The organism is Citrobacter sp. Colony219, from assembly GCF_019382635.1.
Classification (GTDB): Bacteria; Pseudomonadota; Gammaproteobacteria; order Enterobacterales; family Enterobacteriaceae; genus Citrobacter; species Citrobacter youngae.
This window is the reverse complement of record NZ_CP080033.1, coordinates 1,869,290-1,895,916: the sequence shown is the minus strand read 5'-3', so window position 1 is coordinate 1,895,916 and position 26,627 is coordinate 1,869,290. Positions and strand designations below refer to the sequence as shown.

The 26,627-nt window shown below is 52.7% G+C and carries 23 protein-coding genes; 11 read left to right on the top strand and 12 right to left on the bottom strand.

Annotated features, from left to right (window positions below; all coding sequences use genetic code 11):
* Positions 1-2 precede the first annotated feature (2 nt).
* The 6 genes from gsiD to JTI85_RS08235 all read right to left on the bottom strand — a co-directional run bounded on the left by gsiD (position 3) and on the right by JTI85_RS08235 (position 7,255).
* Entirely contained in the window at positions 3-914 is a 912-nt protein-coding gene (gene gsiD / locus JTI85_RS08260; RefSeq protein WP_048212174.1) for a glutathione ABC transporter permease GsiD, read from the bottom strand.
* Between the two features lie 2 nt (positions 915-916).
* Complete coding sequence (gsiC, locus tag JTI85_RS08255) at positions 917-1,837, bottom strand: glutathione ABC transporter permease GsiC (RefSeq protein ID WP_048212175.1); 921 nt, start codon at positions 1,835-1,837, stop codon at positions 917-919.
* Between the two features lie 46 nt (positions 1,838-1,883).
* Positions 1,884-3,422, bottom strand: coding sequence for a glutathione ABC transporter substrate-binding protein GsiB (gene gsiB, locus JTI85_RS08250; RefSeq protein WP_048212176.1), 1,539 nt, complete (start codon positions 3,420-3,422; stop codon positions 1,884-1,886).
* Positions 3,423-3,450: 28 nt separating this feature from the next.
* Complete coding sequence (gene gsiA, locus JTI85_RS08245; protein WP_137345317.1) at positions 3,451-5,322, bottom strand: glutathione ABC transporter ATP-binding protein GsiA; 1,872 nt, start codon at positions 5,320-5,322, stop codon at positions 3,451-3,453.
* Complete coding sequence (iaaA, locus tag JTI85_RS08240) at positions 5,309-6,274, bottom strand: beta-aspartyl-peptidase (RefSeq protein ID WP_115643660.1); 966 nt, start codon at positions 6,272-6,274, stop codon at positions 5,309-5,311. Before iaaA ends, gsiA begins: the two co-directional genes overlap by 14 nt.
* A 192-nt stretch (positions 6,275-6,466) precedes the next feature.
* The gene (locus JTI85_RS08235) at positions 6,467-7,255 is read right to left on the bottom strand and encodes an aminoglycoside adenylyltransferase family protein (RefSeq protein ID WP_101741845.1); all 789 of its coding nucleotides are present in this window, start codon (positions 7,253-7,255) and stop codon (positions 6,467-6,469) included.
* A 175-nt stretch (positions 7,256-7,430) separates the two neighbouring features.
* On the opposite strand from JTI85_RS08235, the gene moeA reads away from it, so the two are divergent.
* On the top strand, positions 7,431-8,666 hold the full coding sequence (gene moeA, locus JTI85_RS08230) for a molybdopterin molybdotransferase MoeA (protein WP_061067596.1): 1,236 nt from the start codon (positions 7,431-7,433) through the stop codon (positions 8,664-8,666).
* Positions 8,666-9,415 (top strand): molybdopterin-synthase adenylyltransferase MoeB, encoded by a 750-nt coding sequence (gene moeB, locus JTI85_RS08225; protein WP_061067595.1) that lies wholly within the window; start codon positions 8,666-8,668, stop codon positions 9,413-9,415. The genes moeA and moeB overlap by 1 nt, the downstream gene beginning before the upstream one ends.
* Before the next feature lie 86 nt (positions 9,416-9,501).
* On the opposite strand, the gene fsa is transcribed toward moeB, so the two are convergent.
* Positions 9,502-10,164: a fructose-6-phosphate aldolase gene (gene fsa, locus JTI85_RS08220; protein WP_048212182.1), complete on the bottom strand. Its 663-nt coding sequence runs from the start codon at positions 10,162-10,164 to the stop codon at positions 9,502-9,504.
* A 132-nt stretch (positions 10,165-10,296) separates the two neighbouring features.
* On the opposite strand from fsa, the gene JTI85_RS08215 reads away from it, so the two are divergent.
* The 4 genes from JTI85_RS08215 to JTI85_RS08200 all read left to right on the top strand — a co-directional run bounded on the left by JTI85_RS08215 (position 10,297) and on the right by JTI85_RS08200 (position 16,030).
* Complete coding sequence (locus tag JTI85_RS08215; protein WP_219352412.1) at positions 10,297-11,196, top strand: glycyl-radical enzyme activating protein; 900 nt, start codon at positions 10,297-10,299, stop codon at positions 11,194-11,196.
* Positions 11,197-11,201: 5 nt separating this feature from the next.
* Positions 11,202-13,634, top strand: coding sequence for a glycyl radical protein (locus JTI85_RS08210; RefSeq protein ID WP_219352411.1), 2,433 nt, complete (start codon positions 11,202-11,204; stop codon positions 13,632-13,634).
* Between the two features lie 169 nt (positions 13,635-13,803).
* Positions 13,804-14,619 carry a Cof-type HAD-IIB family hydrolase gene (locus JTI85_RS08205; RefSeq protein ID WP_048212185.1) on the top strand — a complete coding sequence of 272 codons (816 nt, stop codon included), beginning with the start codon at positions 13,804-13,806 and terminating at the stop codon, positions 14,617-14,619.
* A 148-nt stretch (positions 14,620-14,767) separates the two neighbouring features.
* Positions 14,768-16,030: a DUF1479 domain-containing protein gene (locus tag JTI85_RS08200; RefSeq protein WP_115643663.1), complete on the top strand. Its 1,263-nt coding sequence runs from the start codon at positions 14,768-14,770 to the stop codon at positions 16,028-16,030.
* A 69-nt stretch (positions 16,031-16,099) separates the two neighbouring features.
* Here the strand turns inward: JTI85_RS08200 and JTI85_RS08195 are convergent, their stop codons facing one another.
* Both JTI85_RS08195 and JTI85_RS08190 read right to left on the bottom strand, forming a co-directional pair.
* Positions 16,100-16,954: a hypothetical protein gene (locus JTI85_RS08195; protein ID WP_255575552.1), complete on the bottom strand. Its 855-nt coding sequence runs from the start codon at positions 16,952-16,954 to the stop codon at positions 16,100-16,102.
* Between the two features lie 101 nt (positions 16,955-17,055).
* Positions 17,056-18,648: an ABC-F family ATPase gene (locus JTI85_RS08190; protein ID WP_008784214.1), complete on the bottom strand. Its 1,593-nt coding sequence runs from the start codon at positions 18,646-18,648 to the stop codon at positions 17,056-17,058.
* Positions 18,649-18,881: 233 nt separating this feature from the next.
* On the opposite strand from JTI85_RS08190, the gene ldtB reads away from it, so the two are divergent.
* Positions 18,882-19,802 carry a L,D-transpeptidase gene (ldtB, locus tag JTI85_RS08185; protein ID WP_219352409.1) on the top strand — a complete coding sequence of 307 codons (921 nt, stop codon included), beginning with the start codon at positions 18,882-18,884 and terminating at the stop codon, positions 19,800-19,802.
* 94 nt (positions 19,803-19,896) lie between these two features.
* Here ldtB and JTI85_RS08180 read toward each other — a convergent pair whose 3' ends face one another.
* Both JTI85_RS08180 and mntR read right to left on the bottom strand, forming a co-directional pair.
* On the bottom strand, positions 19,897-21,006 hold the full coding sequence (locus JTI85_RS08180) for an anion transporter (RefSeq protein ID WP_219352408.1): 1,110 nt from the start codon (positions 21,004-21,006) through the stop codon (positions 19,897-19,899).
* Positions 21,003-21,476, bottom strand: a complete 474-nt coding sequence (mntR, locus tag JTI85_RS08175) for a manganese-binding transcriptional regulator MntR (RefSeq protein ID WP_003831586.1) — start codon at positions 21,474-21,476, stop codon at positions 21,003-21,005. Before mntR ends, JTI85_RS08180 begins: the two co-directional genes overlap by 4 nt.
* A 186-nt stretch (positions 21,477-21,662) precedes the next feature.
* Between mntR and mntS the strand changes: the two genes are divergently transcribed.
* Positions 21,663-21,791: a manganase accumulation protein MntS gene (gene mntS / locus JTI85_RS08170; protein WP_061067589.1), complete on the top strand. Its 129-nt coding sequence runs from the start codon at positions 21,663-21,665 to the stop codon at positions 21,789-21,791.
* Positions 21,792-22,066: 275 nt separating this feature from the next.
* Positions 22,067-23,653, top strand: a complete 1,587-nt coding sequence (locus JTI85_RS08165; RefSeq protein ID WP_061067588.1) for a phosphoethanolamine transferase — start codon at positions 22,067-22,069, stop codon at positions 23,651-23,653.
* 65 nt (positions 23,654-23,718) lie between these two features.
* Here the strand turns inward: JTI85_RS08165 and ompX are convergent, their stop codons facing one another.
* A complete protein-coding gene (ompX, locus tag JTI85_RS08160; protein ID WP_219352407.1) occupies positions 23,719-24,234 on the bottom strand; it encodes an outer membrane protein OmpX in 516 nt (171 codons plus the stop codon).
* Between the two features lie 411 nt (positions 24,235-24,645).
* Here ompX and rhtA point away from each other — a divergent pair, with 411 nt between their 5' ends.
* Complete coding sequence (gene rhtA / locus JTI85_RS08155; protein ID WP_048212191.1) at positions 24,646-25,533, top strand: threonine/homoserine exporter RhtA; 888 nt, start codon at positions 24,646-24,648, stop codon at positions 25,531-25,533.
* A 303-nt stretch (positions 25,534-25,836) separates the two neighbouring features.
* On the top strand, positions 25,837-26,340 hold the full coding sequence (gene dps, locus JTI85_RS08150; RefSeq protein ID WP_005123679.1) for a DNA starvation/stationary phase protection protein Dps: 504 nt from the start codon (positions 25,837-25,839) through the stop codon (positions 26,338-26,340).
* The last annotated feature ends 287 nt before the right edge of the window (positions 26,341-26,627 follow it).

Below are 26,627 nucleotides of genomic sequence, written 5' to 3'. Positions count from 1 at the left end.
TATTATCCTTTGATCTTCGGATCCAGCGCGTCGCGCAACCCATCCCCCAGCAGGTTAAACGCCAGCACGGTCAGGAATATCGCCACCGCCGGGAAAATCGCCACGTGCGGCGCGATCACCATATCAGCCCGCGCTTCATTGAGCATGGCCCCCCATTCTGGCGTCGGCGGCTGTGCCCCTAAACCGAGGAAGGACAGGCTCGCGGCAGAGATAATCGACGTGCCGATTCGCATAGTAAAAAAGACCACGATCGATGAAACCGTCCCCGGCAGGATATGGTTAAAAATGATGGTCGCGTCACTGGCACCAATGCTGCGTGCTGACTCAATAAATGTTTGTTGCTTGAGAACCAACGTATTGCCACGAACCAGTCGCGCAAAAGCCGGAATGGAAAACACCGCAACCGCAATAATCACGTTCGCAATGCCGCTGCCCAGCACGGCGACCACTGCTATTGCCAGCAAAATCCCTGGAAAGGCAAACAGCACATCACAGATACGCATAATCAGCCGATCCCACCAGCCTTCGTAATATCCAGCCAGCAGACCCAGTACCGTGCCAATCGCCGCGCCAATAAAGACGGCAAAGACCCCGGCCGCCAGAGAAATTTGTGCGCCAACCAGTACGCGGCTAAAAATATCCCGCCCAAGCGAGTCAACGCCAAACCAGTGCAGCATCGAGGGACCATCATTCAGTCGGTCATAATCGAAGTAGTTCTCGGCATCAAATGGCGTCAACCAGCGAGCAAAAATCGCCACCGCGATCAGGACCAGGACAAATACACCCGCAATCATCGCCATGCGCTGGCGGCGAAAACGACGCCAGAACTCATGCCACGGCGTGCGTATCTGCTCTGGCTTAACAAGGGGCATTGCATTCAAAATCGCCTGTCGGCGCCAGTTAAAAAATCGCATCCTTACTTGTACCTGATAGCCGGGTTAATGGCGGCGTAAAGCACATCCACCACTAAGTTGATAAGAATAAACTCCAGAGAAAACAACAGCACCTCGGCCTGGATCACCGGGTAGTCGCGCATTTCAACTGAGTCGACCAACAATCGCCCAAGACCAGGCCAGTTGAACACCTTCTCAACCACAATAGAACCGCCCAACAAAAAGCCAAACTGCAACCCCATCATGGTGACCACCGGGATCATCGCATTACGCAAGCCATGTTTTAATACCACCCAGGTTTCACTCACCCCTTTGGCCCGCGCGGTACGCATATAGTCTTCACTGAGCACATCGACGAACGATGCGCGAGTAAACCGGGCTAACACCGCGGCCACCGCCGCACCCAGCGTAATTGACGGAAGGATATAGTGCAGCCAGGTGTCAGCGCCAACGGTGGGCAACCAGCCAAGCTCAACGGAGAATATCTGCATGAGCAGCATGCCAAGCGCAAAGGCCGGGAAAGAGATCCCGGTTACTGCCAGCGTCATACTCAACCTGTCAGGCCAGCGGTTGCGCCAAACGGCGGCAATGATCCCCGCCGTCATACCAAACAAAACCGCCCACGCCATACTGGCGATCGTCAGCCATAGCGACGGCATAAAACGACTGGCTATCTCTTCTGAAACCGGACGACGAGAAACCATCGAGGTCCCGAAGTCACCTTGCAACACGTTGGTCATGTAGTGCCAGAACTGAATATGCAGCGGCTGGTCCAGACCCAACTGCGTACGCACCAGTTCAATCACCTCGGCGTCGGCTTCCGGTCCGGCAATCAGCCGCGCCGGATCGCCGGGTAGCAGGTGAACAAATAAAAATACCAGCACCGCCACAATTAACAGCGTCGGAATCAACCCCAGCAGGCGCTTGAAAACATAGTTGAGCATCAGACTCCCTTCGCCGGCCCCGTCCATGCAGGGCCGAATGAATAGCTTATTTCAAATCCGCGTCATCAAAACTAAACCCGGTGTCGGGCATGATCCAGAATCCGGTCAAATTCGTACTGTGCGCCGAGATCAGTTTCTCCACCACCAGCGGGATCCACGGCGACTCTTTCCAGATGATATCCTGCGCGTCCTTGTACAGCTTCGCTTTCTGCGCCGGATCGTTGGTTTGCAAGGCCGCCGCTAAATCACTGTCCACCTGCTTATTGCTGTAGAACGCGGTATTAAACAAGGTTGGTGGCCAGTTCTGTGACGCAAACAGCGGCGACAACGCCCAGTCCGCTTCGCCTGTAGACGCCGACCAGCCGGTGTAGAACATCCGTACCCCGCTTTCTTTCTGCGCCTTACCCTCGACTTCCGCCGCCCGCTGCCCGGCATCCATCGCCGTCACCTGAGCCTTCACGCCCACCTGCGCCAGTTGCTGCTGGGTAAATTGCAGCACTTTCTGCGCGGTGCTGTGGTTATGGGATGACCACAGCGTGGTGGTAAAGCCGTTGGGATAACCCGCTTCTTTCAGCAATTGGCGTGCTTTTGCCGGATCGTAAGGCCACGGCGTGTAGCTTTGCGCATAGGCTATTGATGGCGGAAGAACGCCCGTTGCCGGCGTGGCGTAACCGGCAAAAGCCACTTTCACCAGCGCCTGACGGTTGATGGCATAATTCAACGCCTCGCGCACCTTCGGATTATCGAACGGTTTTTGCGTGACGTTCATGCTGATATAACGCTGCATAATAGACGGGCTGGCGACCAGTTCCAGGTTTTTATTCTTCGCCAGTAACGCCGCCTGCTCGTACGGAATAGGGAAAGCAAACTGCGCTTCCCCGGTTTGCAGCATTGCCGCACGCGTGTTGTTGTCCGTTACCGGACGCCAGGTAATCGTATCCAGCTTTGGCAACCCTTGCTGCCAGTAACCCGCGAACTTCTTAACCTTCACAAAATCCGTCTGATTCCAGGTATCAAGCTGATATGGCCCGGTGCCGACAGGATGGAAACCAATCTCCTTGCCATATTTCTCCAGCGCGGCGGGAGAAATCATCGCCGTAGCCGGATGCGCCAGAATATTGATAAAGGCAGAGAATGGCTGCTTCAGCGTAATCTTCACTGTAGCAGGATCAACCACCTCGGTTTTATCGATATTCTTATACAGGTTATAGCGTTTAAGGTGATTTTCCGGATTGCTGGCGCGATCAAGGTTGGCTTTTACCGCAGCCGCATTGAAGTCAGTCCCATCCTGAAACTTCACGCCCTGTCGCAGTTTAACGGTGTACGTCAGGCCATCATCAGAAACGGTATAGCTTTCCGCCAACACATTTTTCAGCTTCATCTCTTTATCAAGGCCGAACAGCCCCTGATAAAACGACTTCGCTACCGCCTGCGACAACGTGTCGTTCGCGTCATAGGGGTCGAGCGTGGTGAAATTAGACCCTACAGCAACCACCACATCTTTGGCGGCCCAGCCAGGCGATGCGGCCAGCGCAGAGGCCACTCCCACAGCAACCAGCCATTTCCGAGCAACAATTTTTGTCATGTTATTCTCCTTAAACCCTGCCTGCCTGTCATAAACGCGAAAGCGCACTTTCCGCTGGCACGCGCGCAACGTAATGCCCCGGTTCCACTAACTGTAGTGAAACCGGGGGGATCTCTTCACCGCGTTTGCGGATATTACTGGGGATATCATCCGACAACAGCACGCGCTGTGGTCTTTGATGCGATGGATCGGCAACCGGGACTGCCGCCATAAGTTTTCGCGTGTAGGGATGCTGTGGATTTTCAAACACCGCCCGTCGGGTGCCGATCTCAACAATCTGCCCCAGGTACATCACCGCCACGCGGTGACTAATACGCTCCACCACCGCCATATCGTGGGAAATAAACAGGTACGCAATACCCATTTCCCGCTGTAGGTCGAGCAACAGATTAATAATTTGCCCGCGAATCGAGACATCCAGTGCCGAGACGGACTCATCGGCAATAATCACTTTAGGATTGAGCGCCAACGCCCGGGCTATACAGATACGCTGACGCTGACCACCGGAAAATTCGTGCGGATAGCGCCAGGCGTGCTCAGGTAGCAACCCGACACGCTCGAGCAACCATGCGACCCGTTTTGTCGCCGCATCGCCTTGCAACAAACCGTGCACCCTCAGTGGCTCTAAGATGGAATATCCCACCGTCTGTCGGGGGTCGAGCGACGCATAAGGGTCCTGGAAGATAAACTGGATATCCCGACGCAGCGGCTGCAACTTGCTGGCGGCCAGGGTATCAATGCGTTGTCCCTTGAAGAAAATCTCCCCGCGCTGGGACTCCACCAGACGCAACAATGCCCGCCCGGTCGTTGATTTACCACACCCCGACTCGCCTACCAGTGAAAGCGTTTCGCCGGGCCAGAGATCAAAACTGACGTTTTCCACCGCATGCACCTCGCGGGTCACGCGATTAAGGATGCCGCTACGCAGGGGAAAACGTGTCACCAGGTTGCGAACCCGCAGAATCGGCTCTCCCTCAACTACCGTGTCCTGCTCGGTTTGAGGTTCAACATGATGAGGATCGTGCAGAGAAATAAGCGGGAAGCGTCGCGGAAGGTCATGCCCGCGCATCTCCCCAAGTTGCGGCACTGCTGCCAACAGCGCTTGAGTGTAAGGATGCTGCGGAGCATGAAAAATTTGCTCAACGCTGCCCGTTTCGACCGCTTCACCCTGGTACATCACCAGCACCCGGTCAGCGATATCTGCCACCACGCCCATATCGTGGGTGATAAAAATAACGCCCATCGACATCTCTTGCTGCAGCACTTTTATCAGTTGCAGGATCTGTGCCTGAATCGTGACGTCCAGCGCGGTGGTCGGCTCATCGGCAATCAACACCGCAGGGCGACACGACAGCGCCATGGCGATCATCACCCGCTGGCGCATACCGCCGGAAAGCTGGTGTGGATAACGCGATAAAATCGCCTTCGCCTCGGGGATACGCACCTGATCGAGCATTCGCTTCGCTTCTACCATCGCCTCTTCGTGACTGGCACCCTGGTGCAAGCGGATAGACTCGGCAATTTGCTCGCCGACGGTAAACACCGGGTTAAGCGATGTCATAGGCTCCTGGAAGATCATCGCGATATCCGCGCCACGCACATGGCGCATCCGGGCTGCGCTCTGCTCGCCGAGTTCAATCACCTGCCGATTACGCCGCCGTAGCAGCATCGCATCACAGCTTACCTCGCCGCCCGCCTGTTCAATCAGACGCATCAGCGACAAGGCCGTTACCGATTTTCCGGAACCGGACTCGCCAACAATCGCCAGCGTTTCGCCACGCTTCAGGCGAAATGACAGATTGCGCACAGCGCTAACGCGTTGCTGCTCCTGTTCAAAGGCAATATTCAGGTTGCTGACGGACAGCACATCACGGGCATCAAGCTCATCACTGTGTGGCAACGGTATCTCCTTTTTCCCGATAAATACCAGTGGTGGGCGTGTCGCCTGCGTATCCCCAGGCGCGGTACATGCCTTCGCTGTTAAACGGCAAAGCCACATTCCCTTCATGATCGATAGCAATTAATCCACCGCTGCCGCCCAGCGCCGGTAATTTTTCCATCACCACGCGTTCACACGCCTCTGATAAACTCAGGCCGCCATAATCCATCAATGCCGCAATGTCATAGGCCGCCAGCGCACGAATAAAAACTTCGCCTGTTCCGGTGCAGGAGACGGCCACACTTGCGTTATTGGCATAACAGCCTGCGCCGACCAGCGGACTATCCCCCACCCGACCCGGTAATTTGTTGGTCATCCCGCCAGTCGATGTTGCTGCCGCCAGATTGCCAAACATATCCAGCGCAACCGCACCCACGGTACCCATTTTATTGTTTTCATCCAGCGGGGTCGCACTGTGATCCAGCACCGTTTCACCCGCTGCTTGCGCCGCCAGCAGCTGTGCATAGCGTTCTGGCGTCGAGAAAATATCCGCCGAAACGCGCTCCATACCCTGGGCAATGGCAAAATTTTCTGCCCCTTCACCAATCATCATGACGTGGGGGCTGTGTTCCATCACCAGGCGCGCCGCGAGGATCGGGTTGCGCAGATGACTGACTCCGGCGACAGCACCCGCTTGCAGGGTATTACCATCCATGACGCAGGCATCCAGTTCATGGGTTTCATCACGGGTATACACAGCACCAATTCCGGCGTTAAACAGAGGGCACTCTTCCAGTAGGCGCACAGCCTCAGTGACAACATCCAGTGCGTTTCGGCCCGCTTCTAGCATACGTTGTCCGGTTTCAACGATATCTGACAGCGCCTGTATATAACGCAACTCCTGCTCCTGGCTTAGCTCTGCGCGGGTTATTGCCCCAGCGCCGCCGTGAATTGCAATGACTGCTTTGCCCATTTTTTTCATCCATTAAGGTGGCAGGTAACGGGGTTATAAATATCAGAATTTCTGTGAGTTATTGATTCGATTTTTGAATATAGAAAGATGCAGACGTCATGTAAAGGTAAAGGCCCGCCCCTCACACTTCTTCGCATCAGGTCATGCAGCAGTGTTCAACAAACAGGAGATTCCCCGACGTTATTGAATAAATTAATTCAACCGATCGGTAATCTGTTTTTTTGCATAAAACACAAAGCGTTCAACAGACGGCATGCATGCGGCCCAGTTCTCTTTGGTTAACCCCAGATATTCCGCACGCGCAGCCTGCAACGTGGCGGCATGTTCAGTGGGCAATTGCGGTATCAGCCAGGACGCAGCCTCATCTTTAGCGACAATATTGCCCGTAACCACGCTATACCAGATGCGTGCCAGAGCAAGGATAATATTCCGCTCGTCCCCTTCTAAATCGGCCGGTTTCTGCCACATATCAAGGATATGTCGAAATGTTTGTACGATATCGCTAAAAGGGATGACATTGAATAATCTCTCAGCGGGTTCACCGAACAACGGTACGCTGGCACGCCGGGCCTGGGTCAGCAGAATGGAAAGGTCGGGATCCACCTGCGCCGGTTCATACACACCAGCGCAGATATCTTCACGCAACCATTCACCAAACTGCATCTCTCGCGCCGGTGGAAATCGCCACGGTACAATCTGCGAGAACAGTACAACGGTCACTTCCAGCGCACGATACCGCACGCAGACGCCGGGAGGCGCAGAAATAGCCAGCAAATCCTGCATCAATTTTTTTCTTTGCTGCATATCCAGCGGTTGCCTGATGGTAACCAGTAAATCGATGTCGCTTTGGGGTTTTAATCCCCCTTCAACAGCAGATCCATACAAATGAATGGCAACGAGATTCCCCTCAAAAATCTGGCGGATGAGCGCACTGGCGGCATCCACCTGGCGTCGAATGGCGTCCGGGATATTATGAGTCATTTAGCCCCCAGGGAAAAAAGCGGAAATAGTGAGTTTATACGGCATTTTTCCTGTCGCGCTATCCTCTGGAAGAAAACCGTTATCAGATCCGATCCTAAGCCTGAGGTGGCATACTGTCCGCGTCCATTTTCTGACATAATAACCGGATTCGATTTTGCCCCGCAGGAGTCTTCACATGGAATTTACCGCCGGACTGATGCCGCTTGAAACGGCTCTCTCTCAGATGCTTTCGCGTATTACCCCACTCACCGCCGTCGAAACGCTGCCCCTGGTTCAATGCTTTGGTCGTATTCTGGCGACCGACATCGTCTCCCCGATTGATGTCCCTGGATTCGATAACTCGGCAATGGATGGTTATGCGGTGCGTTTGGCCGATCTGCAATCCGGCCAGCCGCTCTCCGTTGCAGGTAAAGCCTTTGCCGGTCAGCCTTTCCATGGCGAGTGGCCTGCGGGAACCTGCATCCGTATTATGACCGGTGCCCCGGTTCCTGTCGGTTGCGAAGCGGTAGTGATGCAGGAGCAAACGGAACAAACTGACGACGGTGTGCGTTTTACCGCCGACGTCCGCAGCGGACAAAATATTCGTCTGCGCGGTGAAGATATTGCCAACGGCGCGGTGGTATTTCCCGCCGGGACTCGCCTGACCACCGCCGAGCTTCCCGTGCTGGCTTCGCTCGGTATTGCCGATGTCCCCGTCGTGCGCAAAGTCCGCGTGGCGTTGTTCTCCACCGGTGATGAACTGCAACTGCCGGGTCAGCCGCTGGGCGACGGACAGATTTATGATACTAACCGTCTGACCGTACATCTGATGCTGCAGCAGTTGGGCTGCGAGGTGATCAACTTAGGGATTATTCGTGACGATCCCAACGCGCTGCGCGCCGCGTTTATCGAAGCCGACAGCCAGGCCGATGTCGTTATCAGTTCCGGTGGTGTTTCTGTTGGCGAAGCGGATTACACCAAAACCATTCTGGAAGAACTGGGAGAAATTGCCTTCTGGAAATTGGCCATCAAACCCGGTAAACCGTTCGCCTTTGGCAAACTGAGCAACAGCTGGTTTTGCGGCCTGCCGGGTAACCCGGTGTCAGCGGCCCTCACCTTTTATCAACTGGTCCAACCGCTACTGGCGAAACTCAGCGGTAACACCGCCTGCGGACTGCCGCCACGCCAGCGCGTGCGCAGCGCATCACGTCTGAAGAAAACGCCTGGCCGTCTGGATTTTCAGCGCGGTGTATTACAGCGTACCGCAGAAGGCGAACTGGAAGTCACCACTACCGGACATCAGGGCTCGCATATTTTTAGCTCCTTTAGCCTGGGCAACTGTTTTATCGTGCTGGAACGCGACCGTGGTAACGTCGAAGCCGGAGAATGGGTTGAGGTCGAGCCGTTTAACGCACTGTTTGGAGGCCTGTAATGGCAGAACTCAGCGACCAGGAGATGATGCGCTATAACCGGCAAATCATTCTGCGCGGCTTCGATTTCGAAGGTCAGGAAGCGCTCAAGGAGGCGCGGGTACTGGTCGTTGGTCTGGGAGGGCTGGGATGCGCGGCAACTCAGTATCTGGCGGGCGCGGGCATCGGACATTTAACCCTGCTCGACTTTGACACGGTCTCCGTGTCGAATCTCCAGCGCCAGACGCTGCACAGCGATGCGACCGTTGGACAGCCGAAAGTGCTCTCCGCCCGCGACGCCCTGGCGCGAATCAACCCCTATATCGCCATTACGCCAGTGAATGCGCTGCTGGACGAGAGCGAGATTCACTCGCTTATCGCCGAACACGATTTGGTGCTGGACTGTACGGATAACGTCAGCATCCGCAATCAGCTGAATGCAGGATGCTTTGCCGCCGGGGTTCCGCTGGTTTCCGGTGCGGCAATTCGCATGGAAGGGCAAATTACCGTCTTTACGTATCAGGAAGGCGAGCCCTGCTACCGTTGCCTGAGCCGTCTGTTCGGTGAAAACGCCCTGACCTGCGTCGAGGCAGGCGTGATGGCCCCGCTAATCGGCGTGATCGGATCGTTACAGGCGATGGAAGCCATTAAGCTGCTGGCAAGCTATGGTAAACCGGCGTCTGGAAAAATCGTCATGTACGACGCCATGACCTGCCAGTTTCGCGAAATGAAGCTGATGCGTAATCCGGGGTGCGAGGTTTGTAGTCGGTAAAAAAGTCGGGTGGCGGCTTCGCCTTACCCGACCTACAACGGCTCGAACGTAGGCCGGGTAAGCGTTAGCGCCCCCCGGCAACAGCATCAGATCGACGTGCGACCAAATGCGCTCTGCCAGTCGTGCTCAAACTTCGCCACGGCAGCATCAACGGCTGGAGAGCTAATCATCTGCTGAGCGACATCCAGCGGCAGCGTGATGGACTCACAGCCGACCAGCAGGCAATCCAGCGCCTGACGCGGCGTTTTGAAACTGGCTGCCAGCACTTTGGCGTGCGGGGCATGCATTTTCAATAAGGCCTGCAGATCGGTCACCGTCTGAATGCCGTCGCCCCCCTGAGCGTCCACGCGGTTAACGTATGGCGCAACATATTCGGCGCCAGCCAGCGCAGCTAAAAGCCCCTGAGCAGCACCGTAAACCGCGGTCCCCAGCGTCGGGATGCCCTCTTCTTTCAGCAATTTAATTGCTGCCAGACCCTCTGCCGTGACCGGCACTTTCACGACGATATCCGCGATGATTGCCCGCAGTTTACGCGCATCGCTGACCATCCCTTCGGCGGTGGTCGCCATTACCTGTGCAAACAGGCGGCCTTGCCCACCCATCGCGTCCTGCAGTTGCGGCAGTAACACGTCCAGCGTCTGCTTACCTGCCGCCACAATGCTTGGGTTAGTGGTCACCCCTGCCAACGGAAAAACACGCGCCAGCGCTTTTACCGCGGCAACATCAGACGTATCTAAATAGAGTTCCATCACCTTTCCTCAAACGAATAATTAGCATGAATAAAAGGTAGCACGGCGAAACCTCGCGGTTAGTTGACGCACGTCAATATAACTTTCATTCGAAAGTAATTTAATCTTTATACGAAAGAAAAGAGGCCGCTTATGATTTTCAATATCCAGCGCTATTCCACGCATGATGGTCCAGGTATCCGCACCGTGGTGTTCCTTAAGGGATGCTCACTGGGCTGTCGGTGGTGCCAGAATCCGGAAAGCCGCGCCCGGACGCGGGATCTGCTCTATGACGCACGTCTGTGCCTTGATGGTTGCGATCTTTGTGCTCAGGCGGCACCGGAGGTGATTGAGCGGGCACTGAGCGGGTTGCTGATTCATCGCGAAAAACTGACCGATGATGCTCTGACGGCGCTGACCCACTGCTGCCCTACCCAGGCGCTGACCGTCTGTGGAGAGGTAAAAAGCGTGGACGAAATCATGGCGACCGTATTGCGGGATAAACCGTTTTACGACCGCTGCGGAGGGGGACTCACGCTTTCCGGCGGCGAACCGTTTATGCAGCCAGAGCTGGCGGCTGAATTGTTCCAGGCCAGCCACGAAGCAGGCATTCATACGGCAGTAGAAACCTGTTTGCATGTTCCCTGGAAGTATATTGAGCCGTCATTACCCTACGTTGATCTGTTCCTGGCCGATTTAAAGCATGTCGCCGACGCGCCGTTTAAACAGTGGACCGATGGCAGCGCCTCTCGCGTGCTGGAAAACCTGAAAAAACTGGCCGCCGCCGGTAAAAAAATAATTATCCGCGTCCCGCTGATTCAGGGATTCAACGCTGACGAAGCAGCTATTCAGGCCATTACCGATTTTGCCGCCGACGAACTCCACGTCGGAGAGATCCATTTTTTGCCCTACCACACGCTGGGCATCAACAAGTACAACTTACTCAATCAACCCTACAACGCCCCGGATAAACCGCTTGATGCGCCTGCGCTGCTCGAATTTGCCCAGCAGTACGCCAGCCTTAAAGGTTTAACCGCGACCCTACGAGGATAATCGCCATGACTACTCTGAAACTGGACACACTCAGCGATCGTATCAAAGCGCATAAAACGGCCCTGATCCACATCGTGAAACCGCCGGTTTGTACCGAGCGCGCGCAGCACTATACCGAGATGTACCAACAGCATCTGGATAAACCCATCCCGGTACGCCGTGCGCTGGCACTGGCTCATCACCTGGCGGAACGCACTATCTGGATCAAGCATGACGAGTTGATCATCGGTAACCAGGCAAGCGAAGTACGCGCCGCGCCAATCTTCCCGGAATACACCGTCTCCTGGATTGAAAAAGAGATCGATGATCTCGCCGACAGGCCCGGCGCAGGCTTCGCGGTTAGCGAAGAGAACAAGCGCGTATTGCATGAGGTGTGCCCATGGTGGCGCGGTCAGACCGTACAGGACCGCTGCTACGGCATGTTTACCGACGAACAAAAAGGGCTGCTGGAAACCGGCATTATCAAAGCTGAAGGTAATATGACCTCCGGCGACGCACACCTGGCGGTGAACTTCCCGCTGCTGCTGGAAAAAGGTCTCGACGGTCTGCGCCACAAAGTCGATGAACGTCGTTCCCGCATTAATCTGACTTGTCTGGAAGACCTCCATGGCGATCAGTTCCTGAAAGCGATTGATATCGTGCTGGAGGCCGTCGGCCTGCACATTGAGCGCTTTGCCGCGCTGGCGCGTAAAATGGCGTCCACAGAAACGCGCGCCAGCCGCCGTGATGAACTGCTGACCATGGCGGAAAACTGCGATGTCATCGCCCATGAGCCGCCAAAAACGTTCTGGCAGGCGCTGCAGTTGTGCTACTTCATCCAGTTGATCCTGCAAATTGAATCGAACGGTCACTCCGTATCGTTTGGCCGTATGGATCAGTACCTCTATCCGTTCTACCGTCGTGACGTAGAACTAAACCAGAGTCTCGATCGTGAGCACGCCATTGAGCTGTTGCACAGCTGCTGGCTGAAATTGCTGGAAGTAAACAAAATTCGCTCTGGCTCCCACTCGAAAGCCTCAGCAGGCAGCCCGCTGTATCAGAACGTGACCATCGGTGGCCAGAACCTGGTCAACGGTCAGGCGATAGATGCCGTCAACCCGCTCTCCTATGCCATTCTGGAATCCTGTGGCCGACTGCGCTCTACTCAACCGAACCTCAGCGTGCGTTATCATGCGGGGATGAGTAATGACTTCCTGGATGCCTGCGTGCAGGTGATCCGCTGCGGCTTCGGGATGCCAGCCTTTAACAACGATGAAATCGTCATTCCGGAATTCATTAAGCTGGGCATTGAACCGCAGGACGCCTATGACTATGCAGCTATTGGTTGCATCGAAACCGCCGTTGGCGGGAAATGGGGCTACCGTTGCACCGGCATGAGCTTTATTAACTTTGCCCGCGTGATGCTGGCGGCGCTGGAAGGTGGACGCGATGCCACCAGCGGCAAAGTATTCCTGCCGCAGGAAAAAGCGCTTTCAGTCGGCAACTTTAATAATTTCGATGAAGTGATGGAGGCCTGGGATACGCAGATCCGCTACTACACGCGCAAATCCATCGAAATAGAGTATGTTGTCGACACCATGCTGGAAGAAAACGTACACGATATTCTGTGCTCTGCGCTGGTAGATGATTGTATTGAGCGCGCGAAGAGCATTAAGCAAGGCGGCGCGAAGTATGACTGGGTATCCGGTCTGCAGGTGGGTATCGCCAACCTCGGCAACAGCCTGGCAGCAGTGAAGAAACTGGTCTTTGAACAGGGCGCTATCGGTCAACAACAACTGGCCGCCGCGCTGGCTGATGATTTTGATGGTCTGACCCACGAGCAGTTGCGTCAACGCCTGATCAACGGCGCGCCAAAGTACGGCAACGATGACGATAGCGTTGATGCGCTGCTGGCTCGCGCTTATCAGACCTACATTGACGAACTTAAGCAGTATCACAACCCGCGTTACGGCCGTGGTCCGGTTGGCGGCAACTACTATGCCGGGACCTCGTCTATCTCCGCAAACGTACCATTTGGCGCGGCAACCATGGCAACGCCGGATGGCCGTAAAGCGCATACTCCGCTGGCAGAAGGCGCCAGCCCGGCCTCCGGTACGGACCATCTCGGTCCAACGGCGGTAATTGGCTCTGTAGGTAAACTGCCTACCGGCTCAATCCTCGGCGGCGTACTGTTAAACCAGAAGCTGAACCCGGCTACGCTGGAAAATGAGTCTGATAAACAGAAGCTGATGATTCTGCTGCGTACCTTCTTTGAAGAGCACAAAGGCTGGCATATTCAGTACAACATCGTTTCTCGTGAAACGCTGCTGGAAGCCAAAAAACACCCGGATCAGTACCGTGACCTGGTGGTGCGTGTCGCGGGTTATTCCGCCTTCTTCACCGCGCTGTCTCCGGATGCGCAGGACGATATCATCGCGCGCACTGAACATATGCTGTAACCCCCTCCCGCCCGGTGGCACTGTGCTTACCGGGCCTACATACTCTCCCTTTAGCCGGGTAAGGCGAAGCTGCCACCCGGCCTTTTACTTTCATTCGAAATTAAATTTGTGCTACAGGTCACATTGTTATTAGAATGTTTCTGGTTGCAGTTATAAGCCAGGAGCATATATGACCATCAACGTTATCGTCACCGATATGGACGGAACGTTTCTCGACGACGCCAAGCAATATGATCGCGAACGCTTTATGGCGCAGTACCAGGAACTGAAAAAAAGAGACATTGAATTTGTCGTGGCCAGCGGCAATCAGTACTACCAGCTTATCTCCTTCTTCCCCGAGCTGAAAAATGAGATCTCCTTTGTTGCCGAAAATGGAGCATTGGTATTCGAACATGGTAAGCAACTGTTTCACGGCGAGCTGACCCGCCACGAATCCCGCATTGTCATTGGCGAACTGCTCAAAGATAAGCAGCTCAACTTTGTGGCCTGTGGACTGCAAAGCGCCTACGTGAGCGAAAATGCCCCAGAGTCCTTTGTCGCGTTGATGGCAAAACACTACCATCGCCTGAAACCCGTAAAGGATTACCAGGATATCGACGATGTGCTGTTCAAGTTCTCGCTGAATTTACCTGACCAACAGATCCCATTAGTTATCGATCATCTTCATTCTGCTCTCGACGGCATTATGAAGCCCGTCACCAGCGGCTTTGGGTTTATCGACCTGATCATTCCCGGCTTACATAAAGCCAACGGGATCAGCCGTCTGTTAAAACGCTGGAACCTGTCACCACAAAACGTGGTCGCCATTGGCGACAGCGGCAACGACGCGGAAATGTTGAAAATGGCGCACTACTCTTTCGCCATGGCTAATGCAGCCGAGAACATCAAATTTATTGCCCGCTATCAGACCGACGATAATAACCATCAAGGCGCGCTGAACGTGATTCAGGCGGTGCTGGATAACACTTCGCCTTTTAACGCCTGATCCTGCCAACCGGAGTACTTGCTCCGGTTCTCACCGTTTTTGCATTCCGTGCACACCATCAAGTTTTTAAACTTGCATTAACTTATTTTTAACTTATATTGCACTTGTAAGTTATATAAGTTTCAAATGAAAGTTATGCGAGGTGGTTATGGCTTTTACTTTTACCAGCGACACATTGCCCGCCGATCACAAAGCGGCAATCCGTCAGATGAAACAGCAACTGCGGGTACAGCTTGGGGATGTTCAGTTGATCTTCAATCAACTGAGCGATGCCATTGCCACCCGCGTGGCGGAAATCAACGCCCTCAAAGCGCAAGGCTCCCCGGTATGGCCGGTGTTGTCCTATACGGATATCAAAGCGGGTCGCGTGAGTGCAGAGCAGCGTGAAGAAATTAAGCGTCGCGGATGCGCGGTCATTAAGGGGCATTTCCCCCGCGAACAGGCGCTGGCATGGGATCAGTCGATGCTCGATTACCTGGATCGCAACCATTTTGATGACGTCTACAAAGGACCGGGCGATAACTTCTTCGGCACCCTGAGCGCATCGCGACCTGAAATCTACCCCATTTACTGGTCCCAGGCGCAGATGCAGGCCCGCCAGAGTGAAGAAATGGCCAATGCCCAGTCGTTCCTCAATCGTCTTTGGACATTTTCAAGCGAAGGTAAACAATGGTTTAACCCGGATGTCAGCGTTATCTACCCTGACCGTATACGCCGCCGTCCGCCGGGAACCACGTCCAAAGGGCTGGGCGCGCATACGGATTCCGGCGCGCTGGAACGCTGGCTGCTGCCTGCGTATCAGCGGGTATTTGCTCATGTTTTCAATGGTAAACTGGACGATTACGATCCGTGGCAGGCAGCGCATCGCACCGAAGTAGAAGAGTACACGGTGGATAACACCACCAAATGTTCAGTGTTCCGTACCTTCCAGGGTTGGACAGCACTGTCCGATATGCTGCCAGGTCAGGGATTGTTGCACGTGGTCCCTATTCCAGAAGCGATGGCATATGTGCTGTTACGCCCATTGCTTGACGATGTGCCGGAAGATGAACTGTGCGGCGTCGCGCCCGGCAGAGTCCTGCCGATTTCCGCGCAATGGCATCCGCTGCTGATTGAAGCGCTAACCAGCATTCCACAGCTGGAAGCCGGAGACTCAGTGTGGTGGCATTGTGATGTCATTCACGCCGTCGCGCCGGTAGAAAATCAACAGGGTTGGGGCAACGTGATGTACATCCCTGCCGCACCGATGTGCGAAAAGAATCTGGCCTACGCTCACAAAGTGAAAGCCGCGCTGGAAAAAGGCGCGTCGCCGGGTGATTTCCCGCGCGAGGATTATGAAACGAACTGGGAAGGACGCTTCACGCTGGAGGATTTGAATATCCACGGTAAACGCGCGCTGGGGATGGAATAATCCTTCCCCTTTCATCGCTTTTAAAATAGTCCGGTTTTCTTCATTATATGATAAAAACCGGGTATTTTTTTATTCTACTGAAATTGCTGCCAGTTTCCATTTATCCTTTTCTTTGAGCATAGTAACGTTAATCTCGCCAGACTCTCCGTTTTTAAACTCTACGCTTCCAGACAAAGAACCAACATCATTTACTACATTGAAACTATCGAAACTGTATTCACTAATATCATCAAAATGAACAGACTCGGTTACAAGCTTAAAATCCTCGCTGTTCATTTTTCTTTGCAAAGAAGAAGAGCTTGCCTGATAAGCCTGAATATATTTTCCATCACGGAGCAAATCTATCTCTGTTCGCGCAGCATCCTTCAAATCACCCATCGTGGAAAAAAGGAAAGTGCCAAGGCCGATAAAAATAATCAGTGCGGCAATCACTGCTCCCGCAATAACAAATTTCCTTTTCTTCTTGTCTGCTAACAGACCACGAACCTGCCATCCCGCATCACGAACAATATCAAAAATAGGATCGGTAATTTCCGTTGATACAAATTTATAGCCATCAATTTTACCGAAGCTACCATCTTCTTTTTTACCCCAGGATCCCCCAGCAGAAAACTCAAGGCATTTCCCGATCTGGACAGATTTGCTTAATCTGAACCCACCCAAATCTGCATCCCACTCCACATCGGTCGTTTTTTCACGATAAGTAATTTGCTTTTTGCTTTCATTGAAAAACAGTCTTAACTCATATTGTTTTTGCAATCCGTATTGACTGAAATAATCTATCCACTCAGCATCTTCGATATTCCAGGATGCAACAATATCATCACCATCTTCACGTAAAATGAAAGGATGCTCGTTGCTGTTGTTTAAATTTAGTAATTTTAATTTAAGATTGGCTAAAGAGAGTGGTTCCATCTGACTCATTTTCTTTCCTTGCATAGGTCGTTATGGAAAGTATCTTAGCCACAATTGTGGCTAAGATTAATCAGTAGAACTTTTTTTCAGAAAAGTGCGGGGAGAGAGACTTATTCGACGCCTTTACTTCGCAGGTAATCTTCGTAGTTGCCGGTGAAGTCGATCACGCGTTCCGGCGTAATTTCAATCACGCGGGTTGCCAGCGAACTGACGAACTCACGGTCGTGAGAAACAAAGATCAGCGTGCCCTGGTACATTTCCAGCGCCATGTTCAGCGACTCGATAGATTCCATATCCAGGTGGTTGGTTGGTTCATCCATCACCAGAATATTCGGTTTCTGCATCATCAGCTTACCGAACAGCATGCGTCCTTTTTCACCACCGGAGAGCACTTTTGCAGGCTTCTTGATATCGTCCTGGCTGAACAGCAGACGACCGAGGAAGCTGCGCACAACCTGCTCATCATCGCCTTCTTGTTTCCACTGGCTCATCCATTCGAAAACGGTCAGATCGTTTTCAAACTCGTATTCGTGATCCTGCGCGTAGTAACCAACCTGGGCGTTTTCAGACCACTTAACGGTACCGTTGTCCGGCTGCAAATCGCCAACCAACGTTTTCAGCATGGTGGATTTACCCACGCCGTTGGCACCAATGATGGCAACCTTCTCCCCCACTTCCAGCAGCAGGTTGAAGTTTTTAAACAGCGGGCCTTCATCAAAACCTTTCGCCAGCGCTTCCACTTCCAGCGCGTTACGGAACAGTTTCTTATCCTGCTCGAAACGGATGAACGGGTTCTGACGGCTGGAGGCTTTCACTTCGTCGAGCTTGATCTTATCAATCTGGCGCGCACGAGAGGTCGCCTGACGAGATTTAGATGCGTTGGCGCTAAAGCGGCTGACGAAGGATTGCAGATCGGCAATCTGTGCTTTCTTCTTGGCGTTATCGGCCAGCAGACGTTCACGCGCCTGGGTTGCCGCCGTCATGTATTCGTCGTAGTTACCCGGATAAACACGCAGTTCGCCGTAGTCCAGATCCGCCATGTGCGTGCAGACCATGTTCAGGAAGTGACGATCGTGCGAAATGATGATCATGGTGCTGTCACGCTCGTTCAGCGTCTGCTCCAGCCAGCGGATGGTGTCGATATCCAGGTTGTTGGTTGGTTCGTCGAGCAGCAGAATGTCCGGGTTAGAGAACAGCGCCTGTGCCAGAAGCACACGCAGTTTCCAGCCGGGCGCGACTTCGCTCATCGGGCCGTAATGCTGCTCTACCGGAATACCGACGCCCAGCAGCAGTTCACCCGCACGCGCTTCCGCAGAGTAGCCGTCCATTTCGCCGTACTGAACTTCAAGGTCAGCCACTTTATAGCCGTCTTCTTCGCTCATCTCGGCCAGAGCGTAGATACGGTCGCGCTCCTGCTTCACTTCCCACAGTTCAGCGTGCCCCATAATAACGGTGTCGAGAACAGTGAACTCTTCAAAGGCGAATTGATCCTGACGCAGCTTACCGATGCGCTCATTCGGATCGAGGGAAACGTTGCCCAGCGTCGGTTCGAGGTCGCCGCCGAGAATTTTCATAAAGGTGGATTTACCGCTACCGTTCGCGCCAATCAGGCCGTAACGATTGCCGCCGCCAAATTTGACGGAAATATTTTCAAACAGCGGCTTACTGCCGAACTGCATAGTGACGTTGCTGGAAACTAACACTGGCGTATCCTGAAAGAGAAAGAAATATGTGACAAACCGCTTATTATGCCATAACTCTGCAATAAGATCGCGCCGTTCATGCAGCACAGATAAAGTGAAAGCAAAAGGAAAAAAATGTGATTTAGTACACATCCGAATTCCTTGTTGCTCAGAATGCACATATAATGCCTGCCCAACACTACATAAATCTCAACCCACTAGCCTGCCTGGCACTGAATCTCGCATACATGAACATGAATATGAAATTAACAACGCTTTTCGCGGCGGCACTCGCAATAGTTGGTTTTTGTAACACCGCTTCTGCCGTCACGTACCCGCTGCCTACCGATGGCAGCCGTTTGATTGGCCAGAACCAGGTCATCACGATTCCTGAAGGCAACACCCAACCGCTGGAATATTTTGCGGCGGAGTATCAGATGGGTCTGTCTAACATGCTGGAAGCTAACCCGGGCGTGGATACCTTCCTGCCGAAAGGCGGCACCGTGCTGAACATTCCTCAGCAGTTGATCCTGCCGGATACCGTGCATGACGGTATTGTGATTAACAGCGCCGAAATGCGTCTGTACTACTACCCGAAAGGTACTAACACCGTCATCGTTCTGCCTATCGGTATCGGCCAGTTAGGTAAAGACACCCCTATCAACTGGACCACCAAAGTTGAACGTAAGAAAGCGGGTCCAACCTGGACGCCAACCGCGAAAATGCATGCGGAATACCGCGCTGCGGGCGAACCGCTGCCAGCCGTTGTTCCGGCAGGTCCGGATAACCCGATGGGTCTGTACGCGCTGTATATCGGTCGCCTGTACGCCATCCACGGCACCAATGCTAACTTCGGCGTCGGCTTACGCGTCAGCCACGGCTGCGTGCGTCTGCGTAACGATGACATCAAGTTCCTGTTTGAAAATGTGCCGGTCGGTACTCGCGTCCAGTTTATCGATGAGCCGGTAAAAGCCACTACCGAACCAGACGGCAGCCGTTACATCGAGGTACATAACCCGCTGTCTACGACTGAAGCACAGTTTGAAGGCGGGGAAATCGTACCAATTACGCTGAATAAGAGCATTACCAGCATCACCGGTCAGTCTGACGTCGATCAGGCCGTCGTTGAGCAGGCGGTACAGAACCGTTCTGGTATGCCGGTTCGTCTGAACTAATCGGCTATACATGCCCGATGGCGCTACGCTTATCGGGCCTACCAGCACTGTAGGCCGGATTAGGCGCCAGCCGCCATCCGGCACACCACATCAATTACATCATCAACAGCAAGCCATATCCCACCAGCGCCGCCCATATCAGCATCGGCACCGAATACAGATGAAAACGCCACCAGATGCGTCGGTCATTTGCCATGCGTAAAGCAATCAGATTCGCCAGCGACCCCGGCAACAGGCCAAACCCTCCGATATTAACTGCCCAGGCCAACAATAGCGTCGGCGGAACATAGTTGAGCAACAAAATCGTGCTGGGAACGTTACTGATAAACTGCGACAAGCCGATTGCCGTCAACCACAGCCCCGGTGCTGAAAGCGTGCCAATCTGACTGGTTATTCCGTGTAACACCGGCAACTGCGTCAGCAAATGCACATCAATAAACATCGCCATAAACACTAACAGCAACGTCCAGTCAACGCTGAGGATCACACGGCGAGCCAGTACCATGAACCCCGCGGCGACGATCGCCAGGCCCCACAGCTCTTGTTTTAACTCCAGTGCCGTCAGGAAGATGATATACAACGCCAGACAGCTCCACACCAGACGCGGTTGCCAGTCAGGCGCGGACGTACCGGTGTGATAATGCAATGCTTTATTCGGGAAACTGAACCAGCACAGCACCACCAGCGTCAGCATCATGGTCCCGGCAAGCGGCGCCATTTGCGAGGTAAACGCGGCAAATGACAAGCCAGAACGCCCCCACATCAGAATGTTTTGCGGGTTACCTATTGGCGTGAGCAACGATCCGGCGTTAACCGCCAGCGCCTCAAAGATAATCAGGCGATTCACCGGAATAGCGCACAATTTTTTCAGGGTGATCGTCAGCGGAACAACAATAAACAGCGCCACATCATTGGTCAGAAACGTCGACAGCAGCGCCGCCGCCAGCACCATAAATATCGCCAGTTGGCGTTCTGTGTTGAAGCGGCGAGTCATCTTGCGCCCTAACACATCAAAATAGCCGCTGAGCTCGACGCCTTTGGTCAGTAACATCAGACCGCTAAGCGTAATAATCGTGTGCCAGTCAATGGCTCCCGGCCACAGCCGGGGCGCAAATGACGTGAAAAGGCTCAGTGCAACCCCAACAATGATTAACAGTTGGAAAAAGCGATCGCGCTGTAAGGCGCGTAGCAAAGGGAAACTCATTCAGAGCCTGTTCCTTGCTGTTGCGTAAACCGGCTAAAAGCCTCCAGCGTTTCCTTACTGACGTGATGCTCCATCCCCTCCGCGTCGCGACGGGCAATTTCCGGACTGATACCTAACATCAACAGGAAATTCTCCACAATCTGATGACGCTCCCGACTCTCCTGAGCTAATCGCTCACCTTCTGCGGTTAAAAACACGCCCCGCCAGGGGATCATTTCAATCAACCCAACGGAGGCAAGGCGTTTAAGCATTTTGGCAACCGTCGGCTGGGAAACCCCAAGCCGCGCGGCCATATCTACCTGGCGTGCTTCACCCACCTCGATAATGAGATCGGAAATCAGCTCTACGTAGTCATCAATCAGCTCACGGCGATGCGCCTCCCGGACCTGACGAAATCCTTCAACGTGTTCTTCGACATTCACCAATTGCGTCACTTTTTTTGTTGTTGGCATACCTGCGCGACGACTCATTCTGCTTCCTCGTTACTGTGACGCGTTAACGGCATCTGATTAGAGAACGCTCATTGTAAACCAGAGTTGCGTGGGCACAAAAAATTAACGTTTTAGCAATAGCTATATAATATAGCCTGTGCTATATCTGTATATAATAAAGACATCCCTCAAGGACTGATGGGATCGTGAAGTCAGGAGGTTTATATGAATGAATTTAAGAGGTGTATACGCGTGTTTAGCCACTCTCCCTTTAAAGTACGGTTGATGCTGATCTCTATGCTGTGTGACATGATTAACGGCAAACCAGAGCAGGATAAATCCTCAGCAAAATAATGCGGCGTCGCGGTACGCCGCTTCATTTCTTTGCCGTAACCTGATTACGGTGATAGGTTTCGTCCGAATAACCCTTCTTTTTGTCTGTTTTGCAGTTGCCCTCTCAAAACAATTTCTTTGTAGTAGTTGACCTTCTCTTGCACACACTCTATCTTTTCGCAGCCCTGCATATATTGCGGCTCGCGGATGCGGACCCATTCCCTCTTCTCGCTCTCTCAGGCAGGCATGACCCTTTGCGCCAGGGGTAGCACATGGCGTTTTTGTAACAGTGGCATATGAATTTAACCCTCAAAGATTCAATCATTGCTCGCAGCCGGGCGATTAGTCCGTGGACTGGCTTTTACTTTTTACAGTCTTTGCTGATCAACCTCGCGCTGGGCTACCCACTAAGCCTTCTTTATAGCGTTGCCTTTACCTGTGTATTGATGCTGTTGTGGCGTACTGCGCCGCGCGCGCAAAAAGCACTGATTGGCGTCTGTTCGTTGATTGCGGCAATGTATTTTCCGTTTGGCCAGGCTTACGGCTCGCCAAACTTTAATACGTTGTTAGCGCTGCACTCGACCAACATGGAAGAGTCAACCGAAATCCTGACCATCTTCCCCTGGTACAACTACCTGGTTGGCGTGTTTATTTTTGCGCTCGGCGTTATCGCCGTACGGCGTAAAAAAGACGAGCAGAAACGTCGCTGGAACAAGTACGACAGCCTGTGCTTGCTGTTCAGCATCGTTGCATTCTTTGTTACTCCGGTACAAAACCTGGCATGGGGCGGCGTTTTCAAGTTAAAAGATACCGGTTACCCGGTTTTCCGCTTTGCCAAGGACGTTATCGTCAATAACAACGAAGTGCTTGATGAGCAAGAGCGTATGGCGAAGCTGTCGAGCGTCAAAGACAGCTGGACAGTCACCGCCGTGAAGCCGAAGTATCACACCTATGTTGTGGTGATCGGTGAAAGCGCCCGTCGTGATGCGTTAGGCGCGTTTGGCGGTCACTGGGATAACACGCCGTTTTCCAGCACCGTTAATGGCTACATTTTTGCTGATTACATTGCCGCCAGTGGTTCTACGCAAAAATCGCTCGGCTTAACGCTAAATCGGGTCGTCGATAATAAGCCTCAGTTCCAGGATAACTTTGTCACGCTGGCCAACCGCGCTGGGTTCCAGACGTGGTGGTTTTCCAATCAGGGGCAGATCGGTGAATACGATACGGCAATCGCCAGCATTGCGAAGCGAGCAGATGAAGTTCAGTTCCTGAAAAACGGTGATTTCGAAGCGGACAAAAACACCCGTGACGAAGCGCTGTTGAAAATGACCGCCCAGGTGCTGGCCACCGAACGCACCCAGCCGCAACTGATTGTGCTGCATTTAATGGGTTCTCACCCGCAGGCCTGCGACCGTACACAAGGAAAATATGAGACTTTCGTCCAGTCCAAGGAGACCTCCTGTTACCTGTACACCATGACGCAGACGGATGACCTACTGCGCCAGCTTTACGAGCAGTTGCGTAACAGCGGCAGTAGCTTCTCGATGGTCTATTTCTCCGATCATGGCCTCGCCTTTAAAGAGCGCGGAAAAGAGGTGCAGTACCTGGCGCATGACGACCAGTTCCAACAGAACTTCCAGGTGCCCTTTATGGTACTGTCCAGCGATGATAAAGCGCATCGGGTGATTAAAGCCCGCCGCTCCGCCAATGATTTCCTGAGTTTTTTCTCACAGTGGACGGGGATCAGCGCGAAGGAAATTATCAACAGCTACCGCTTTATCTCTGAGAAAAAAGCCGGGCCAGTGTATATCACCAACTTTAAATTGCAGAAGGTGGACTACAACCATTTGGGCACTGATATCTTCGAGACCAAATCTCGTTAACAGCTCATAATTGCAGGCAAAAAAAATCCGCCCCTGGAGGCGGATTTTTTATATCACCGAAGTGATTAGAAGCGGTAACCAACACCCGCGATCCAGGTACCTACGTCAACGCTACGAATACGGCTCTGCTCGTAAGAGAAGTCCAGAGCAACGTTTTCGATCGGGTTGAACTGCACACCGGCACCGTAAGAGAAACCGTAGTCGCTGGTGTCGTGTTTGTCAGCAGGCGTTGCTGCATCCTGGAATTTACCGTAGCCAACACCTACAACACCGTAGACGCTTGCCCAGTCATTCAGACGGTAAGCCGGACCTGCAGTGATGCCGTAGTATTGGGTTTTGTTGTAATCGCCAAACGAGTCGGTACGATCTTTTTCAGTGTAAGTGAAGGAACCGATCACGCCCAGCGGGCTGTTGTCCTGCTCGTAACGATACTTCAGGTTGAAACCGTTCATTTTGTTCGCTGCGCCCTGAGCATCGCTCTGAGCGTAACCACCAGTAACGGTAGAAGTAGCAGCTACAGCGGTACCTGCGGAGAAAGCCAGAACAGCGACCAGTGCTGAAAGACATGCAATTTTTTTCATAACCACCTCAAATGTGCTTCAAGTAAATCTTAAGTTTTAAATATACCAAAAACTGATGGGAAACTCTTTGCGATTCGCGATGTCTAACGAAGCTTTTCATGTAACAGAACGTTTCATAAACCCGCTATCTCTTTCAATTAACATCACTTTTCTAATGATTTATGCCATTATTGCGCGCACAACACGGCACATTCATCCAGATGATTCCTAATCGCGCAGATTATTAATCCATCGTTTTCATGCCATTGTACGGATCTCAGTAATTTTTTTTTCAACGAATACTCAACCAGCCGAGCGTATTTCCATTACACTCGCTGTTTTACTTTTCTATACACATACTCACGCGCATCGCAGCAAATCTGCGGCGTCCCGCGGGGCAAGGTGTGTAACCATCATTTGACAGGAGAAAGGATGCCGGGGTCGTCACGTAAAGCGCCAGTCTGGTTGCCTATTTTGGTTTTGCTGATAGCTATGTCCTCGATTCAAAGCGGCGCATCGCTGGCGAAATCGCTGTTCCCTCTCGTCGGTGCGCCAGGCGTTACCGCCCTGCGCCTCGCACTGGGAACGCTCATCCTTATCGCATTCTTTAAACCCTGGCGTTTACGTTTTGCCAAAGAGCAACGTCTTCCCCTGCTGTTTTATGGTTTGTCTCTGGGTGGGATGAACTATCTCTTTTACCTGTCAATTCAGACTGTACCGCTGGGTATTGCCGTAGCGCTGGAATTTACCGGGCCGCTCGCGGTAGCGTTGTTTTCCTCCCGCCGCCCGGTGGATTTTATCTGGGTTGCGCTGGCCGTGCTCGGACTGTGGTTCCTGCTACCGTTAGGTCAGGATGTTTCTCACGTTGATTTAACCGGTGCCGCGCTGGCATTAGGTGCTGGCGCCTGTTGGGCTATCTATATTCTTACTGGGCAACGCGCAGGCGAAGAGCATGGCCCGGCAACGGTCGCAGTTGGTTCATTAATCGCAGCGCTGGTTTTCGTGCCGATTGGCGTCATTCAGGCAGGCGATGCGCTGTGGCACTGGTCTATTCTCCCGTTGGGCTTAGCGGTAGCAGTCCTCTCTACTGCGCTCCCCTATTCGCTGGAAATGATCGCATTAACGCGACTGCCTACACGTACCTTTGGGACACTGATGAGCATGGAGCCTGCACTGGCTGCAGTGTCTGGAATGATTTTCCTCGGGGAAACGCTGACGTTTATCCAGACGCTGGCTCTGGGAGCGATTATTGCTGCGTCTATGGGCTCTACGCTCACCATCCGTAAGGACCCGCAAATTAAGCAAATTGACGTGAATTAACCTGCCAATATTCTGCATGGTTTGCATAATCATGCAGAATATCTTGTTATCTATCCCCACTATTATTATCGCCCTCTACCTCCCTGTTGAAGCACGCTATTTATGCTGAGGCATAGCATTAACACAATAATAACAACACGCTGTGCTAAAATAATTTATTACATTGATTTATATCGATATTTTATATTTTCATTCGCCTCGCTATTAAAGCAATAGGCAACACCAGAAAAATAAAACTGAAATTAGCGCTATACTTATCCTCGTTGAAGATTTGGGACGTAAACATCAAGAGGATATGAGATTATGAGTACTGCAAAACTGGTAAAAACAAAAGCATCAGCCCTCCTTTATACCCGTAACGATGTAACCGACAGCGATAAAAAAGCGACCGTTGAACTGCTGAATCAGCAGGTGATCCAATTCATCGACCTGTCATTGATCACCAAACAGGCACACTGGAATATGCGCGGCGCAAACTTCATTGCCGTACATGAAATGCTGGATGGTTTCCGGACAGCACTGACCGATCACCTCGATACCATGGCTGAGCGTGCCGTACAGTTAGGCGGTGTGGCACTGGGGACAACGCAGGTTATTAACAGCAAAACGCCACTGAAAAGCTACCCGCTGGATATCCATAACGTACAGGACCACTTAAAAGAGCTGGCCGAACGTTATGCCGTGGTTGCTAACAGCGTACGTAAAGCGATAAGTGAAGCAAAAGATGAGGATACAGCAGATATCTTCACTGCGGCCTCCCGTGACCTCGACAAATTCTTGTGGTTTATCGAAGCGAACATCGAATAACAGACATATAAGAAATACCTATATTACCCTCGCATTTGCGGGGGTTTTGCACTTCTATGGTGCACAACATTGATCATTCGTCACTCCAAAGTAAATTATTTGTAATAATCACCTCACACAATCGTTAACGAAAGATTGTTTTATCAACAATTTTTACGCTAAATAGTCATACCGTTTGCACCGCGCCCGTCATGCACCAAATGAGTGCCCTGAAACGGTGCAAACAGCCCGCTTTGCCCTACTTATTGTGCAACAAAATGAGACGCCCTCTTGTTAAAACAATGAGT